This is a genomic window from Spartobacteria bacterium UBA695 (assembly GCA_002298145.1).
In the GTDB taxonomy this organism is placed as follows: Bacteria; Verrucomicrobiota; Verrucomicrobiia; order Chthoniobacterales; family Chthoniobacteraceae; genus UBA695.
Window position 1 is genome coordinate 157,071 of the sequence record DBMP01000006.1, and the last position, 15,753, is coordinate 172,823.

Annotated in this window: 15 protein-coding genes; 11 read left to right on the forward strand and 4 right to left on the reverse strand. The window is 61.2% G+C overall.

The genetic code is table 11. The annotated features are described in order from the left end of the window. The first annotated feature begins 73 nt into the window (after positions 1-73). The 4 genes from B2828_RS02560 (at position 74) to B2828_RS02575 (ending at position 3,854) form a co-directional block, all read left to right on the forward strand. Positions 74-1,270, forward strand: coding sequence for a phosphoglycerate kinase (locus B2828_RS02560; RefSeq protein ID WP_479632114.1), 1,197 nt, complete (start codon positions 74-76; stop codon positions 1,268-1,270). A gap of 12 nt (positions 1,271-1,282) precedes the next feature. Beyond that, positions 1,283-2,050: a triose-phosphate isomerase gene (gene tpiA, locus B2828_RS02565; protein WP_479632115.1), complete on the forward strand. Its 768-nt coding sequence runs from the start codon at positions 1,283-1,285 to the stop codon at positions 2,048-2,050. Between the two features lie 335 nt (positions 2,051-2,385). After that, positions 2,386-2,931: a LemA family protein gene (locus tag B2828_RS02570; protein ID WP_479632116.1), complete on the forward strand. Its 546-nt coding sequence runs from the start codon at positions 2,386-2,388 to the stop codon at positions 2,929-2,931. Further along, positions 2,922-3,854 (forward strand): DUF3137 domain-containing protein, encoded by a 933-nt coding sequence (locus tag B2828_RS02575; protein WP_479632117.1) that lies wholly within the window; start codon positions 2,922-2,924, stop codon positions 3,852-3,854. The genes B2828_RS02570 and B2828_RS02575 overlap by 10 nt, the downstream gene beginning before the upstream one ends. 4 nt (positions 3,855-3,858) lie before the next feature. On the opposite strand, the gene recO is transcribed toward B2828_RS02575, so the two are convergent. Next, positions 3,859-4,386, reverse strand: a complete 528-nt coding sequence (recO, locus tag B2828_RS02580; protein WP_479632118.1) for a DNA repair protein RecO — start codon at positions 4,384-4,386, stop codon at positions 3,859-3,861. Positions 4,387-4,441: 55 nt separating this feature from the next. On the opposite strand from recO, the gene gluQRS reads away from it, so the two are divergent. Next, positions 4,442-5,284 carry a tRNA glutamyl-Q(34) synthetase GluQRS gene (gluQRS, locus tag B2828_RS02585; RefSeq protein WP_479632119.1) on the forward strand — a complete coding sequence of 281 codons (843 nt, stop codon included), beginning with the start codon at positions 4,442-4,444 and terminating at the stop codon, positions 5,282-5,284. Positions 5,285-5,305: 21 nt separating this feature from the next. Here gluQRS and B2828_RS02590 read toward each other — a convergent pair whose 3' ends face one another. Beyond that, the gene (locus B2828_RS02590; protein ID WP_479632120.1) at positions 5,306-6,610 is read right to left on the reverse strand and encodes a DUF4159 domain-containing protein; all 1,305 of its coding nucleotides are present in this window, start codon (positions 6,608-6,610) and stop codon (positions 5,306-5,308) included. 161 nt (positions 6,611-6,771) lie between these two features. Between B2828_RS02590 and B2828_RS02595 the strand changes: the two genes are divergently transcribed. Next, complete coding sequence (locus B2828_RS02595) at positions 6,772-7,764, forward strand: polyprenyl synthetase family protein (protein ID WP_479632121.1); 993 nt, start codon at positions 6,772-6,774, stop codon at positions 7,762-7,764. A gap of 13 nt (positions 7,765-7,777) precedes the next feature. On the opposite strand, the gene B2828_RS02600 is transcribed toward B2828_RS02595, so the two are convergent. Beyond that, entirely contained in the window at positions 7,778-8,410 is a 633-nt protein-coding gene (locus tag B2828_RS02600) for a radical SAM protein (protein ID WP_479632122.1), read from the reverse strand. 107 nt (positions 8,411-8,517) lie between these two features. On the opposite strand from B2828_RS02600, the gene carA reads away from it, so the two are divergent. The 5 genes from carA to queG all read left to right on the forward strand — a co-directional run bounded on the left by carA (position 8,518) and on the right by queG (position 14,414). Further along, positions 8,518-9,690: a glutamine-hydrolyzing carbamoyl-phosphate synthase small subunit gene (gene carA / locus B2828_RS02605; RefSeq protein WP_479632123.1), complete on the forward strand. Its 1,173-nt coding sequence runs from the start codon at positions 8,518-8,520 to the stop codon at positions 9,688-9,690. A 30-nt stretch (positions 9,691-9,720) separates the two neighbouring features. Further along, positions 9,721-10,218, forward strand: coding sequence for an FHA domain-containing protein (locus tag B2828_RS02610; RefSeq protein ID WP_479632124.1), 498 nt, complete (start codon positions 9,721-9,723; stop codon positions 10,216-10,218). A 276-nt stretch (positions 10,219-10,494) separates the two neighbouring features. Next, positions 10,495-11,259, forward strand: coding sequence for a YebC/PmpR family DNA-binding transcriptional regulator (locus tag B2828_RS02615; protein WP_479632125.1), 765 nt, complete (start codon positions 10,495-10,497; stop codon positions 11,257-11,259). 76 nt (positions 11,260-11,335) lie between these two features. Then, the gene (gene rho / locus B2828_RS02620; protein WP_479632126.1) at positions 11,336-13,378 is read left to right on the forward strand and encodes a transcription termination factor Rho; all 2,043 of its coding nucleotides are present in this window, start codon (positions 11,336-11,338) and stop codon (positions 13,376-13,378) included. A gap of 31 nt (positions 13,379-13,409) precedes the next feature. After that, positions 13,410-14,414, forward strand: coding sequence for a tRNA epoxyqueuosine(34) reductase QueG (queG, locus tag B2828_RS02625; RefSeq protein WP_479632127.1), 1,005 nt, complete (start codon positions 13,410-13,412; stop codon positions 14,412-14,414). A gap of 56 nt (positions 14,415-14,470) precedes the next feature. Here queG and B2828_RS02630 read toward each other — a convergent pair whose 3' ends face one another. Then, positions 14,471-15,742 carry a tagaturonate epimerase family protein gene (locus B2828_RS02630; RefSeq protein WP_479632128.1) on the reverse strand — a complete coding sequence of 424 codons (1,272 nt, stop codon included), beginning with the start codon at positions 15,740-15,742 and terminating at the stop codon, positions 14,471-14,473. Positions 15,743-15,753: the final 11 nt, after the last annotated feature.

Sequence of the window (15,753 nt, forward strand, 5' to 3'; positions counted from 1 at the left end):
GAGCTTCAACCTTCCAATCAAACACTCAAGTTCCCAGCCCCGCCTCGGGAACGTTCTGAATTTCATACTTTTTATGGCCAAGCTTTCCGTTCGCGACATCGACGTTAAGGGCAAACGCGTGCTCGTACGCGTCGATTTCAACGTTCCCACCGAAGAGGTTGACGGCGCCCAGCGCATCACCGACGACACCCGCATCGTCGAGAGCCTCCCCACCATCAACGCCCTGCGCGAAAAGGGGGCCAAGGTCATCCTCGCCGCCCACTTCGGCCGCCCGAAGGGCAAAGTGAACCCCAAGTATTCCCTCGCCGTCGTCGCCGAGCGCCTTTCCAAGCTCATCAACGCCCCGGTCGCGTTCGCCACCGATACCGTCGGTGAATCCGCCAAGGTCACCGTCGCCGCGCTCAAGGACGGCGAAGTCGCCCTGCTCGAAAACGTTCGCTTCCAGGCCGAAGAAGAAGCCAACGACCCCGAATTCTCCAAGAAACTCGCCTCCCTCGCCGACATCTACGTCAACGACGCCTTCGGCGCAGCCCACCGCGCCCACTCCTCCACGGCCGGTGTCGCCAAGTTCCTCCCCATCGCAGCCCAGGGCCTGCTCATGGAAAAGGAACTCAAATACCTCATCGACGAGCTGGCCACCCCGGACCGTCCCTTCGTCGTCATCCTCGGCGGCTCCAAAGTCTCCTCCAAAATCACCGTCATCAAGTCGCTCCTCGAAAAGGCCGACACCATCTTGATCGGCGGCGCCATGGCCTACACCTTCTACCTCGCCCTCGGCTACCCGGTGGGCAAGAGCCTCGTTGAAGCCGACAAAGTCGACCTCGCCAAGGAAATCCTCGCCTACGCCAAGGAAAAGGGCGTCAAATTCCTCCTCCCGGTTGACTCCGTCGAGACCCAGGAATTCAAGGCCGGAGCCAAGACCCAGATCTCCGCCCTCAACTCCGTCAGCGAAGGCTGGGCGGGCGTCGACATCGGGCCGGAAACCATCAAACTTTACACTGCGGAAATCGCCAGCGCCGGCACCGTCCTCTGGAACGGCCCCGTGGGCATTTTCGAAATCGCCGAATTCGCCACCGGCACCAAGACCGTGGGCCAGGCAGTAGCCGACTCCAAGGCCAAGTCCATCGTCGGCGGCGGCGACTCCGTCACCGCGGTAAAACAATTTGGCCTCGCGCCCAAGATGACCTTCATCTCCACCGGCGGCGGCGCCAGCCTCGAGCTTCTCGAAGGCCGCGAACTGCCCGGCGTCGCGGCGCTGACCAACAAATAATTACAAACCTCAATGCGCAAAAAAATCATCGCAGCCAACTGGAAGATGAACATGACCGTCGGCGAAACCGACGCGTTCCTGGAAAACTTCCTGCTCGAAGTCAACGACGACCTCGGAGTCGACGTCGTCATCGTTCCTCCCTTCACCTCGCTGGCCAAAGCGGGCGAACGCCTTGCCAACTCTTCCGCCGTCAAGCTCGGCGCGCAGAACATGGCGTTCCAGAAGAACGGAGCATTCACCGGCGAAATCAGCGCCGCCATGCTTCGCGACCTCTACGTCCGTTACGTCGTCCTGGGCCACAGCGAGCGCCGGACCCTCTTCGGGGAAACCGACGAGATCGTAAACAAGAAAGTCAAAGCCGCTCACGAAGCCTCCTTAAAGCCCATCCTCTGCGTTGGCGAGACCCTCGCCGAGCGCGACGCCAACCGCGTCGAGGAAGTGCTTGAGACCCAGCTTCGCGGCAGCCTCGCCGGGCTTTCCTCCAAGGAACTACTCGAAACCGTCATCGCCTACGAGCCCGTGTGGGCCATCGGCACCGGCCGCGTCGCCACGCCCGAACAGGCGCAGGCCGCCCACGCCTTCATCCGCAAGACCCTCGCCGCCATCGCCGACCAGGCCGTGGCCGACAAGGTCCGCATCCAATACGGCGGCAGCGTCAAGCCTGACAACGCCAAGACCCTCCTGGGCCAGCCGGACATCGACGGCGCGCTCGTCGGCGGAGCCAGCCTCGATCCCCGCGCATTTGCGGAAATCGTGAAAGCCGGAGTCGTGACCGAGTAAGACCAAACCTTCCAGCAACCCCCATCGCGCCCCCCTTTTGCCAACAAAGGGGGGGCGCGATTTTTTTTCAAAAAAACCAAACCGCATCTTTTCGGGTACACCTAGTGCTCAAGTTATTATCCATGCTTTCCCTGGCAGCTTTCTCCATCTTCACCACATCACTTTTCACCGGCGTCTGGTGGGCCTGCCGTGACGAAATGCCTTAGAGTCACCCTGTTCGCCAAAAATTGCCGCCGGGAGCTGTTATCAGCTTGCAAATTATTAAGGGTGGAAATATCACCCTCAAATGCGCACCTGTCCTGGAATAGGTGAGTTCAAATTGGCCCCCGACAAATATGGAAACTTGGATGCTCCTTGGGATACCGCTGATCGTAGCAATCGTCGTGATTGCCATGATCAATTCGCTGATTGGCAAAAAGAACCAGGTCAATTTTGCGTTTGCCTCGATCGACGCCCAGCTTAAGAAGCGCTACGACTTGGTGCCGAACCTCGTTGCGGCTTGCGAGAAATACATGGGCTACGAGGAGAAGGTCCTAAAGGATCTAACGGAGACCCGCACAAAGATCCTCAACGGCGGCGACGACGAGAAAGTCGCTCTCGAGGGCGTGCTATCAGCTCAACTACGGTCGGTTTTTGCGGTGGCCGAAAATTATCCACAGCTTAAGGCCGTCGATAACTTCGTAATTCTCGAACGGTCGCTGAATGAAGTGGAAGAGCAACTCGCCGCTTCGCGCCGGGCCTTCAACGCCGCAGTTACAGTTTACAATAATGCGGTTGAAATGTTTCCCACAAATATCGTTGCGAGTTTGCTCGGGTACAAACTGAAAACGCTGTTTGAGATTCCCCCGGAAGAACGCCAACCGGTTAAAGTATGGAGATAGCGCCGGAAGTGCTGTCGGAAATCGCTCCGACGTTAAACTCCCTGGAGTCCGCAAGGAGAACCGCCTTCAAGCATATCGGGATGGGTCTTGGTGTGTTCGCCGCGGTGCTGGGATGTATGGCCCTCTACTCCCACGTGAACAGTGATTGGGTGCCGTTCTTCGCCTCGGCGGTTATCGGCGGGATTATCTTCGCTGTTTTTACGTCAAACGCGCTAAGGAGGGTAGAGAGTGCATTCAAAAGCCAAGTCATTCCGAAGATCTTACAGGCTATCGACAAGTCTCTGAGCTATGACCCAGCGACATATATTGATGCAGATGAATTCACTCAATCCGGCTTGTTTAAGGAACCCGACCGGTATAGCGGAAAAGACTTTGTGGAGGGAAACATTGGCGAGACCTTAATCCGCTTCTCCCTGGTCGACGCAGAGGAAGAGTATGAGGAGGTAGTTCGCGACTCCGACGGCAAAATACGAACGGAGACTCGATACCGCACGATTTTTCGCGGACTGTTTTTCGTCGCAGACTTCAACAAGAATTTTAACGGGGAAACCCTGGTGAGGCCCACGACGGTGGTGAGTTTTTTCCGCAAGCTGTTTGGCAATTACGTCGCGCTCGAAGACCCGGAGTTTAATGAACAGTTCACCGTTACATCGACCGATCAAGTCGAGGCGAGGTACATCATGACGCCGTCGCTGATGGAAAAGTTCAAGGCTTTGAGGGCTCGCCTTGGTGAATTCCGCGCCTCCTTCTTTTCCAAAAACCTTTATCTGGCGGTGGATATGGAATTTGACAGTTTTGAGCCAAGCCTCACGGAATCATTTACCGCCAAGGATCAGCTCGAAAAGATCATGGGCCATCTGCTCTCGATCACGCGGATCGTTGAAGATCTCGGTTTGAATCTCCGTATTTGGACAAAGGCGTAACACACTAACTCAGCTTCTCCAACAGCCGCCGCCGGGCTTCCGGCAGATGGTGGCTTACGGCCCAGATGGCGCTGGAGGCCTCTCCCTCACCCTGGATGCCGAGGAGCCGAGCGAGTTCGTTTTCAAAATGAAGCAGCGCACGGCGGTTCGGGGCCGCGCCCTCCAGGTAACGCAAAGCGCGCTGGAGCAAGTCGAAAAGCTCGGGCACGGGCGCTTCCAGCTCGGTCGTCATCTCGATCAACTCGATAAAATACGCGCCCAGCTCCACCCTGCCGTAGTCTTTGCGCAGCCCTTCGTGGGGATCGGTCAGCACGGCCTCCCGCAGCGTGTGGATTTCGCTTTTTTGGCTTCGCACAAATGAAATCTCGGTTTCGAAAAAGAGATCGAGCACGCCCGCAAATGAGCTCTTTGGCCCGCGAGCGCCACGGGCCATGGTCTTGAGCTTGCCGAAGTCGCGGGTCAGCCAGCTCACAATGAGACTGGTTTCCGAAAACTTCGTCCGCCGAAGCAGAATGGCAGCGGTGGTTTCCATTGGCGCGGAATTTTATCCACAGATTGCCCCAATTAGCCCAGATTAAAGCGACACCGTGCCCGATTTACCCTACCGGGGCCGTCTGGCCCCCTCGCCCACCGGCTATCTGCACCTTGGCCACGCCCGGACCTTCTGGACGGCGCGGCAGCGTGCCCTCGCGGCGGGAGGCCAGCTGATCTTGCGCGTGGAGGATATCGACACCGCGCGCTGCAAACCGGCATTCACGGCAGCGCTCTACGAGGATCTGCGCTGGTTCGGCTTCGCGTGGGAGGAAGGGCCGGACCTCGGCGGTCCCTGCGCACCGTATCTGCAAAGCGAGCGACGCTCCCTCCACCTGGCCGCTCTGGAACGGCTCCGCGCGGGCGGTTTCATCTATCCCTGCCGCTGTTCCCGGCGCGACGTAGTGCTCGCCGCGGGCGCCCCCCACCCGGGCGAGGAGGAGCCGCTCTACCCGGGCACCTGCCGCCCCGCCCAACCGGGTTTGGTCGCGCCGCCAGATATGTCCGGCGTCCACTGGCGCTTCCGCGTCCCCCCGGGCGAGCGGATCTCCTTCATCGACGGCGCGCTGGGCGAACAAAGCGCCGTGGCAGGCGTGGACTTCGGCGATTTCGTAGTATGGCGGCGCGACGGCGTACCCGCCTACCAACTGGCCGTCACCGTGGACGATGCCGCCATGGGCATCACCGAGGTGGTACGAGGCGAGGACCTCCTGCTCTCCACCTTCCGCCAGCTGCTCCTCTACCGGGCGCTGGGCGCGGAGGCCCCCCGGTTTTACCACACACCGCTCGTCAACGACCCGGCCACGGGCATGCGGCTGGCCAAGCGCCACGCGGCTCTGAGCCTGCGCCAGCTTCGCGAGAACGGAGCCGACCCGGCGGAGTTGCGCCGGGGGTGGTAGGAGACTTCGCCGTCGTCAGGCCTAGAGCCCCGTGGGCACGGCCTTCAGACGGTCCTCCCAGCGGGTCAGCAGATGGACCACCACATTGGTACCGAACTTGTACGAGTCAACCACCCGGGGAAGCTCCAACCCCCGGAAGTAAACATCCACGCGCTGGTACATATACAGATCCGAGTACTTCAGATCGCTGCTGCGTTCCACGCGCGTCGTGTCGATCTTCATCTGGTCGTCCAACGCCAGTTTCCACATGTCGCCGTAGTCGTTGGGCGTGTAAATGATGGCCACTTCGCCGCCGAAGCGCAGCGCGTAGACCGACTCCTTGTAACTGTTCACCCCGGAGGGCGGAAGCTTGACCTCCGCATAGTAGGGGTTCTTGGTAAAAAGCGGGTAATCGGGTTTCAGAACTTCCCAGTCCTTATCCACGTCGGGGATCACGCGGCGCATCTCCCGGCGGAAGGCCAGGTCAAAGCGGGAGCGCAGCCCGGGCAGCGAGCTATCGCCCCAAATGCAGCCGCCGGATTGCACGTAGCGCTGGAGGCTCTCCACTTCCTTGTCGGTCAGGACGAAATCGCGGTGGCCGGTGAAGAAGATGAACGGCGGTTTTTTTACAGCAATCTCTTCATCGAACTTGGAAAGATCGAGCGGCACCGCCTCGGAACCGGCCTTGATTTTCCCCTTGGAGAACTTCTGGATGAAGCTGATCAGGTTGGGCAGGCTGCCCTTGACGATCTGGCCATCTTTGATCGTGTTGGTGGAAGCCCAGTCGCCCCCGGCATACTTCGCCAGGTAGGCGGTGAACTCAAACTCGCGGTCTTTGATCGACCCCGTACCGTTCCACCGGCTCCCCCCCTTGGTTCCCTTGGCCCATCCCCCGGTAAAGGCAGCAATGCGCTTAGCCTGATCGGCAGAAAGCGTCTGGGAGCCACGCGCAATCTGCGGCGTCGAGGCCGGGGCTTTGGCCGCCTCGGCCGGCATCACAGGAGCCGCGGGCACCATCGTGGGTAGTTGAAAGCTTTGCACCGTCGGGTTCGCCGCCACGATGGCGTCGAGCGTAGCCGTATTCTTGGCGCTGGGGATGTCCGTGGAGACCTGCTGCGTGGTCGGCGGAGGCGGTGTATTAATCGTGGGATCAGCCCCGACAAAACCGCCACCCTCATCGCCCGAAACAAAATCCGGGGGCTCCGGCAAGTGGTTCATCAGGACGGCTGTCCCGGAGACCATCACCAAGACGGCATGAAATAGAGCCGAAATGGCAAAGAAACGGGAATTGAAGAGCCGTTTTTTGAGATTCCCAAGAGGATTGCTTTTTTGGGGGGAGGAATTCATAGGGGGGGACCGCCTGCAATTGTTTAGCGCGGGAGATCATTCTTTGCCAGTCCTTTTGCCACAAAGCCCGCTCTTATTTGCATCCCAAGCGCCACCGGATTGACTTTCCCCGGCCGATCCCTATTGTTGGACGTTCCGTGAAACACCTGCCGAGGCCTGATTTGAAGGCCAAAAACATCCCGAAGGAAATCCAAGCCGCCTTCAAACTCATCGCCGATCCGCTTGACAGTGTGGAAGAGAGGATCAGGGCCCAAGCCCGTGCGTTTGACCCCGCTGTGGAAAGTTATGTCGCCTATGCCTGTGAATCGACCGGCAAACGGCTTCGCCCCGCGCTCACCTTGCTTTCCGCCGGGGCCACGGGCGGCATCCAGCAAGGTCACATCGACCTCGCGGTGATCATGGAGCTCATCCACGCCGCGACGCTTGTTCACGACGACATCATCGACGGCGCGGACCTCCGCCGCAGCCAGCCCACGGCCAACGCCAAGTGGGGCAGCGCGCTAAGCGTACTCCTGGGAGACTGCATGTTTGCCCATGCGCTCAAGCTTTCCACGCATTTTGAGGACAGCGAAATGGCCCGCAAGATCGCCAACGCCACGGCCGAAGTCTGCTCGGGCGAGATCATGCAGACCCAGCGCCGCTTCGACCTGGAGCTAACAATCCCAGAGTATTTCCGGATCATTGAAATGAAAACGGCGGCGCTTTTTGCCACCTCCACCGAGCTCGGCGCGCGCCTCAACGGCAGCCCGGAGCCAACGATAACGGCGCTGCAAGCCTACGGCCTGAAACTCGGCGCAGCCTACCAGATTTACGACGACTGCCTCGACATCGCAGGAGACGAATCCAAGGCGGGCAAAACCCTGGGAAGCGACCTGCGCAAAGGCAAGCTGACGCTGCCAGTCCTGCTGCTCCTCGACCACGCCACAGAGGCCGGACGGGCGCGATGGAAACAGGCAATCCGCGAAGGCAACGAAACGGAAGCCCTCATCGAGGAAACCCGGAGCACCGGGGCTCTTTCAGAGACGATCAGCACGGCCCGCCGTCTGATCGGCGAAGCCGTCGAGGGCCTCTCGATCCTGGAAAAGTCCCCCTACCGCACGGGTCTTGAGGATCTCTGCCGCTCCGTGGACCGGCTCCTGAAGCAGTTCGCGTAAAAGAAGGGAATTATCAAACCCCGCGCTCAGCCGGGTCCCAGATGAATTTGTGCATCTGGAGCTGGAAGCGCACCGGTAGCTTGTCCTCTAGAATCCACGCCACGATCTCCGCCGGGGCGATCCGGCCGAAGACCGGGGAGAAAAGCACGGCGTTCACCCGGCAGTTCAGATTCTCGCGGCGTACCTGCTCGCGCGCCCATTCGTAATCCTCGCGCGAGCCGATCACGATTTTCACCTCATCGCGCCGAGTCAGCACCCCGAGGTTCGGCCCGAAATTCCGGGCGCACTCCCCGCTTCCCGGGGCCTTCAGGTCCATGATGCGGTGAACGCGCGGATCGACGCCGGAAATATCGCGCGCACCGTTGGTCTCCAGGAGCACCGTTTTCCCGGCATCACAGAGGGCGCTCATCAGCGGGAGCGCGGCCGGTTGCAGGAGCGGCTCGCCGCCCGTCACCTCCACCAGCGGGCAATCAAACCCGAGCACCGCCTCCACCACCTCGTGCAGCCCCATGCGGCGGCCTTCCGTAAAGGCATACGCCGTGTCGCAATAGGAACAGCGGAGGTCGCACGCCGTCAGCCGCACAAAGACGCACGGCAGCCCGGCCCAGGTGCTCTCCCCCTGGATCGACAAGAAAATTTCGTTCACATTCAGGGTTGGCAGCTGCATCGCTCCATATTTCCGGCAAAAAATATCATAATACAAAAGAATTTTCCGCTTTTCGGGTTGGCCTCCAGCGCGTAACTTGCCCCCCAATGCGTGCAATTTTGGCTTTAGAAGATGGCCGGTTCTTTGAGGGAGAGTCGTTCGGGGCAACCGGAACGACCCTTGGTGAAGTCGTTTTCAACACCTCAATGACTGGTTACCAAGAAGTGCTCACCGACCCCTCCTACCGGGGTCAGATGGTGGCGATGACCTATCCCCTTATCGGCAACTACGGCATCACCCCCGTCGATGATGAGAGCTCCCAGCCGCATGTCCGTGGCTTCATCATCGAAGAGCTCAGCCCCCTTACCAGCAGCTGGCGCTCCCAGATTAGCCTGGGCGAATACCTCTCCAAGTGGAACATCCCCGGCATCCAGGGCATCGACACCCGGGCCCTCACCCGCCATCTCCGGGAAAAAGGCGCCATGAAGTGCTGCCTGTCCACCGATCCCGCAGTCTCCAACGACAAAGCCGTCGAGCTGGCCCAGAGCGGCTCCGGCGTCACCGGCATGGACTTCGTTCGCGAAGTCACCACCGCCCAGCCCTTCTCCTGGGACCCGGCGGAAAAGCTCTCCCGTAAGTGGACCATCGTAAAAGGCGACGGCACCGGCATCATTCGCGAGGCCGACGGCGAAATTTACGAAGCGCTCCAGCCCGTGCGCCACAAAGTCGTGGCCTATGACTTTGGCATCAAGCTCAACATCCTGCGCCAGCTCCGGCAGGCCGGGTTCCAGGTCACCGTCGTCCCCGCCGCCACCTCGGCCGCAGAAGTCCTGGCGCTCAACCCGGACGGCATTTTCCTCTCCAACGGCCCCGGAGACCCCGCCGCGCTCGATTACATCCACACGATCGTCAAAGACCTCATGGGCCGCAAACCGATCTTCGGCATCTGCCTCGGCCACCAGGTCCTCACGTACGCCGTGGGCGGCAAGACCTTTAAGCTGAAATTCGGCCATCACGGCGGCAACCAGCCGGTGAAAGACCTGGAGACGGGCAAAGTAGCCATCACGTCGCAGAACCACAACTACGCGACCGATCCCGACACCCTCCCCTCCAACGTAAAAGTCACCCACGTCAACCTCAACGACGGCACCGTCGAGGGGCTGCGCCACCTGGAAATGCCCATCTTCAGCGTCCAGTACCACCCCGAGGCAGCGCCCGGGCCGCACGACGCCAATTACTTTTTCGACGAGTTCAGCAAACTCATTGAAGAAAGCCGTTAACCTTGATATAAACCGAGAGGTCCACCCCCCATGTCGAAACTCGTTATTTTTCTGCCGGATGTCGGCGAAGTCGTTCACGAGCTCACGGAAGCGCAAGTATCCGTCGGCCGCACTGAAGAAAACACCATCTACATCGACGACCCCAGCGTCTCGGTGCACCATGCCGAATTTGTATTAAACGGCGGCAAATACCAGCTGCGCGACCTCGGCTCCACCAACGGCATCCGGGTCAACGGCAAACCGGTCTCCGAAGCGCTGCTTACCCCGGGCGACCGGGTACGTTTCGGCAGCGTGGAAGGCGTTTTCGAGCCCGATGCCTCCAAGCATAACGAGCCCCTCCCCGCGCAGGAAGCCGTCCCGGCAGCCCAGAGCCAGCGGCCCAGCAATTTCGGCAACTCGTCGCCCTTCAAGCGCAAAACCGTCCAGAAGGCCCCGGCCAAGACAGCAGCGCTCGCCGTCGCTGGCGTCGCCCTGCTCTCCTTCGCGGCCTCTTTGGCCTTCGTTTTCCTGATCAAAACCCCGCTCTAGGGTAATTATTTCCATCATCTCAAAAAGGGAGCCGCCTTTCCGAAGTCGGCTCCCTTTTTTATTTCCGCCCCTGGGGAAAGAGGAATGAAATTCCATTTGACCCGTTGACAACCAGGGTGGTTTCTGATCTATTGTTCCCAACTTCGCGTTCTCTTTGGCCACTTCCTTGGCCAATACCTCCTTCGCAGCAGCGGTAAAAGAGGTTTACCGCAACCCTCCGAGTGACTGCGGCGGTACGTGGTAATGCTACGGCGCGTCGTTTTGTTTCCCTACCCTATGTCGGGTCATAATAAATGGTCTAAAGTCAAGCGTCTCAAAGGCGCCCTCGATGCAAAGCGCGGCAATTTGTTTTCCAAATTCTCTCGGGAAATCACCATGGCCGCACGCATGGGCGGCAGAGATATGAACACGAATTTCCGGCTTCGCGGCGCGGTCCAGGCGGCTCGCGCCCAGAATATGCCAGGGGATACGATTGACCGGGCCATCAAAAAAGGAACCGGCGAGCTGGAGAGCCAGGCCATTGAAGAACTGGTCTACGAAGGCTACGCCCCGGGCGGCGTGGCGGTGCTCCTTGAAGCAATGACCGACAACCGGAACCGGACGGCAGCGAACTTGCGTGAAATTTTCTCCAAATTTCACGGAAACCTCGCCACCAGCGGCTCAGTAGCCTACATGTTCCACAAAAAAGGGCAGATCGGCGTACCGATGGGAGGGAAAGTGAACCCGTCCGACGAAGACCGCCTCCTCGAACTGGCTTTGGAGGCCGAAGCTGAAGAATTTTCCAACGAAGGGGATTCATTCCTCGTTACCACCGCGCCCGACCGGCTCTATGCCGTCGGCGAAGCGCTCCGAAAAGCGGAGGTCCCGGTTGATAGCATGAAACTGACCTACATCCCCGAAACCACAGTCTCGGTGGCCGATGAAAAAGTCGCCTCGCAGGTGATCCATCTTTGCGATGCGTTGGATGAATGCGACGACGTCCAGGCCGTCCACGCGAATTTTGACATTCCCGAAGAGGTATTAAACAGACTCTCGGAATAAGGAAACCCTAACACTTTTTTCAGAAAGAAGCTGGGAGCCGCCCCAACATAAGCGGTCATACCCAGGATTTAGTTGTATGAGCGAACAGAACGATACCCCGTCGTTATTCCCGGATGAGGTGACCAAGCCAGTCCGCCGCAAGGCGGCCGCGAAGCCTCGCGCCACCAAGGCCGCCAAGCCCACAAAGGCGACCAAGGCGACCAAAAAAGCCGAGGAAACCACGGAGCCCAAAAAAACGGCGAAGACGGCGAAAACGGCCAAGACCACCAAGGCCGCGGGAAAAACCACGAAAACGACAACGGCCAAGAAACCGGCCACGCGCACCCGCAAGCCCTCCAAAAAGGCCGAAGCGGAGGAGCTCTCGCTGCTGGTTCCCGAACCGAAGGCCGCGAAGGCCAAGCCCGTTGTGGCTCCCGAACCACCGGTGGCACCCATAGCCCCGGTTGCCCCTGTGGTTACCGCTGCTCCTGTCGCTCCTGCTGCTCCCGTAGCCCCAGTTGCCCCGGTAGCCCCCGCGCCGGTGCCCACTCCCCTTCCCGCCGCCGCCGAGGCAGCCCCCGCGCCCCGCTCCCAAGAAGAGCGCTCCGACTCCGGGGCCCGCAGAGGCCGCCGCAACGACCGCGACCGTGATCGCGGCAACCGCCGTGGCCGTCATAATCGCGGCCGCGACCGGGATCGGGACAGGGACCGCGAGCCCTCGCAACCCGCTTACCCGCAGGCCCCGGTTTACGCCGGAGCGCCCGTCGAAGAGTGGTCGCCCCGCACGGCCCAGCAGGGAGCGCCCGCGCAACCCGCCGCCCGCCAGCAGCCCGAAGAGCTCATCATCCCTCGCCGCAGGCAGCCCTTACAGCCCACGCCGCCCGCGCAACCGGTGCAAACCGAATCGCAGGGCCTGAGCCGCGAAGAGCGCATCGCCGCCGCGCGCCAGCAGTTTTTGGCATCCGAACAGCCGATCCAGCAGCCGCAAGTCGTGGAGATCCCTCCGCGCGAACCGGCGATCGAAATTCCCAGACCCGAGCCGGTCTACGCCGAGGGCCTCGTCGAGGTCTCCGGCAAGGGGTTTGGCTTCCTGCGCGACCCTAAGCGCGGCTATTCGCAACATCCGAGCGACGTTTTCGTAACCCCCGAGGTCTGCCGCCGTTACGCCCTGCGCGACGGAACGTGGATCAAGGGCGAAATCCGCCGCGGCAACCGTGGCCCGCAGCTCTTCCGCCTGACCGAGATCGAGGGAGAAGATCCCGAGACCATCCACAACGTGCCGATGTTCGACGAGTTGACGACCGTCAACCCGAACCACTTCATCAAGCTCGAAACAACACCCGAACGGAACACGACCCGCGTCATCGACCTTATGGCGCCGATCGGTCGCGGCCAGCGCGGGCTCATCGTGGCCCCGCCGCGCACGGGCAAGACGACCTATTTGCAGCACATCGCCGAGGCCGTGGTAAAGAACCACCCGGAAATGAAGCTCATCATCCTGCTCGTTGACGAACGGCCGGAAGAAGTGACCGACATCAAGCGCTCATTCCCGCAGGCCGAGATCATGGCCAGCTCGAACGACCAGGAGATTAAGAGCCACACGCGCATCGCGCAGCTCGCCATCGAGCGGGCCCGGCGGCTGGTGGAGATGGGCAAGCACGTCTTTGTGTTGCTCGACTCGATCACGCGCGTCGGCCGCGCCTTCAACAACGCGATGGGCGGCGGCGGACGCACAATGTCCGGCGGCGTTGACGCCCGCGCGCTGGAGATCCCGCGCAAACTCTTCGCCGCGGCGCGTAATACTGAAGAAGCAGGCTCACTGACCATCGTGGCAACCGCGCTCGTCGAAACCGGCAGCCGCATGGACGACCTGATTTTCCAGGAGTTCAAGGGCACGGGCAACATGGAGCTGGTGCTCGACCGGAAGATCTCGGATTTACGGATCTACCCGGCGGTGGACATCTTCATGTCCGGCACGCGGCGCGAGGAATTGCTGCTTCCGGAAGCCGATTTGCAGAAGATCAACACCATTCGGCGCGGCCTCTCGGGGCACAAACCGGCGGAAGCGATCGAACGGCTGCTCTTCTTCCTGAACAAATTCCCGACCAACGCGCAAATGCTGCGCGAGATCCCGGGGTAATTAGCCGCAAAAAGGCGCAAAAAGCGCAAATATGAAGGCGGCGCTGATGCAACTGGCCGATTCGCTGGGGTTCGCCCTTTGCCGGATCGCTCCGGCGGGTAGGCCGCCACACGCCGCCGAGTTCCGGCGCTGGCTCGATGAGGGCTGCGCCGGGGAGATGGAGTGGATGGCGCGCAACGCGGATCGCCGCACAGACCCGGACGCGGTGCTCCCCGGAGTAAAGAGTATCGTCGTGCTGGCGCTCAATTACTGGCAGGGCGCGGAACCAAACCCAGCCCAGGGCCGCGTGGCCCGGTATGCATGGAACTTGGATTACCACGATTTTATCGTACCCAAGCTGCAGCAGATCGAGGCGTTCCTGGAAGCGCACGGCGGCACGCAGCGCGGCTATGCCGATACCGGACCAGTGCTGGAACGGGATTTCGCCGCGCTGGCGGGCATCGGCTGGCAGGGAAAAAGCACGCTACTGGTGAGCCCGAAGCTCGGGAAATGGTTTTTCCTCGCCGAGGTGCTCACGACGCTGGAACTCGAACCTGACGAACCGCTACCAGACCGTTGCGGAACCTGCACTCGCTGCATCGCAGCCTGCCCCACGCACGCAATCACTGCCCCTCACCGGCTGGACGCCCGGCTCTGCCTGGCCTACCAGACCATCGAGAACAAGGGGCCGATCCCGGAGGAGCTGAGGCCGCTGTTGGGCGGGCGCGTTTACGGCTGCGACGAATGCGCGGCGGCGTGTCCGTGGAACCGGTTCGCGCAGGTCTCGCACGAGGCGGCATTCATGGCGCGCGACGCGGTGAAGATGAGTCTCCGCGAATGGCTGGCGCTGGACGAGGAGCAATTCAGGACGCTCTTTCGCGGCTCGCCGATCAAGCGAATCAAGCGGCGCGGTTTTTTGCGCAATGTCTGCGTGGCATTAGGTAATACCGGCACGGCGGCAGATCTCCCGGCGCTGGAAATAGCGGCGAACGATCCCGAGCCGCTCATTGCCGAACACGCCTGCTGGGCTCTCCAGCAAATCCGCCACAGGGCATAAAAAAAGCCCGACGCGTTCACGCCGGGCTTTGGTTTGGCATTGTTTGGAAAGAGCGCTTACTTCAACCCTGCCTTGAGGGCTTCGAGGTGCTTGCCGAAGTGGACGGTGAGCACGTCGATATAGGTCTGCGGATGGGCCTGGAGCGTGGCGCGCACGGCGGGGCCGAATTCCGGGTGCGTCAGCACACTGCCGAAGGTGCAGTGCAGGATCTGGCGGCCGGGAGCCGTGAACCCCTTGCCCGCCGGGACGTCTTCCCAGCATTCGAGGTAAATCTTTTCCAGCTCCTTGTCGCTCGACACGGCTTCCGGCGCGAGGGCATCGGCCAGGGTGGCGTGGACATGGTAGGTGGCTTTGTCCGTGTCGTAATGGTCGCGGGCAAAGGCAACGATGCGGCGGAAAAGGGGCGCGTCGTGCAGAGCGACGACCCGCAGCGCTTCAAGGTAGGAGGTGCCCGCCGTTTTGACGTGGAAGAGGCCGCCGGTGGCGCGGGCCAGCGCGGTGTACATCGAGATTTTGTCGGACCCGGAGTGAAGGCTCAATTTGTAGGGCCCGAGGAGCTTGGCGATGGCGGCATGGTCATCGAGGGTCTTGTCGAGCGCGGCGAGGTCGCCGATGTAGTCGACGCCTTTCTCCAGGCTGCCGATGAAACGCGGGGCGAGCGAGACGAGCTTCATGCCCCGGGCGATGACCTGATCGGCAATGATGTAGTGCTCGGCGAGGGTCGTCGGCTGCTCGGTTTCGTCCACGCTCAGCTCGATCTCGTAATCGCGGCCCGCCTTGGCGCTCACTTCGGCAATGTAGTGGGCGAGGTCGACGGCTTCGTTGATGGCAATGCCGTACTTGACGGCGGCGCGCAGGGCGGCTTCTTCGGTGATTTCGATCACGGAGCCGGTGGAAAGGGAGATGGACTTGCCGTTGTAGAGGTCAAACCAGGTGATCTTCTCGCGGACGGCGGCGAATTTCGCGCGCAGCGTGGCGAGGTCGTAGTTGTCGGCCTGGGCATCGACGTAGGCGGAGGGGTCGATCGTGAAAAAGCAGAACCCGGCGGCGGAGGTGCGGTCGACGTCCTCGCGCGTTTTGAGGTGGTCGGCGTCGGCACCCTGCGGCCCGGTGTAACCAGCGGCGGCCGCGGCGTCAAGGGCGTCGGCCATGACGCATTCCGCCGAACGGCCCGTGCGGGTCATTTCGCGGATGGATTGCTGGGCAAAGATCGGCTCGATGCCCGCGCCCCAGCGCTGGAGCGCGGCGACGTGCCCGGCGGTGGCCAGGCCGATGCGGTCGCCAAATCCGAAAGAAGGTTTCAGTCCAAGTGGGGTGGGTGTGCTCATGGGAGCGGGAT

Excerpts from the sequence above, each read along its gene's own strand:
- B2828_RS02575 (WP_479632117.1), top strand. The coding sequence starts at position 2,922 with ATGGAGATAGCGCCGGAAGTGCTGTCGGAAATCGCTCCGACGTTAAAC.
- B2828_RS02630 (WP_479632128.1), bottom strand. The coding sequence starts at position 15,742 with ATGAGCACACCCACCCCACTTGGACTGAAACCTTCTTTCGGATTTGGC.
- queG (WP_479632127.1), top strand. The coding sequence starts at position 13,410 with ATGAAGGCGGCGCTGATGCAACTGGCCGATTCGCTGGGGTTCGCCCTT.
- B2828_RS02570 (WP_479632116.1), top strand. The coding sequence starts at position 2,386 with ATGGAAACTTGGATGCTCCTTGGGATACCGCTGATCGTAGCAATCGTC.
- carA (WP_479632123.1), top strand. The coding sequence starts at position 8,518 with ATGCGTGCAATTTTGGCTTTAGAAGATGGCCGGTTCTTTGAGGGAGAG.
- B2828_RS02610 (WP_479632124.1), top strand. The coding sequence starts at position 9,721 with ATGTCGAAACTCGTTATTTTTCTGCCGGATGTCGGCGAAGTCGTTCAC.
- B2828_RS02615 (WP_479632125.1), top strand. The coding sequence starts at position 10,495 with ATGTCGGGTCATAATAAATGGTCTAAAGTCAAGCGTCTCAAAGGCGCC.
- tpiA (WP_479632115.1), top strand. The coding sequence starts at position 1,283 with ATGCGCAAAAAAATCATCGCAGCCAACTGGAAGATGAACATGACCGTC.
- B2828_RS02590 (WP_479632120.1), bottom strand. The coding sequence starts at position 6,610 with ATGAATTCCTCCCCCCAAAAAAGCAATCCTCTTGGGAATCTCAAAAAA.
- B2828_RS02560 (WP_479632114.1), top strand. The coding sequence starts at position 74 with ATGGCCAAGCTTTCCGTTCGCGACATCGACGTTAAGGGCAAACGCGTG.
- rho (WP_479632126.1), top strand. The coding sequence starts at position 11,336 with ATGAGCGAACAGAACGATACCCCGTCGTTATTCCCGGATGAGGTGACC.
- recO (WP_479632118.1), bottom strand. The coding sequence starts at position 4,386 with ATGGAAACCACCGCTGCCATTCTGCTTCGGCGGACGAAGTTTTCGGAA.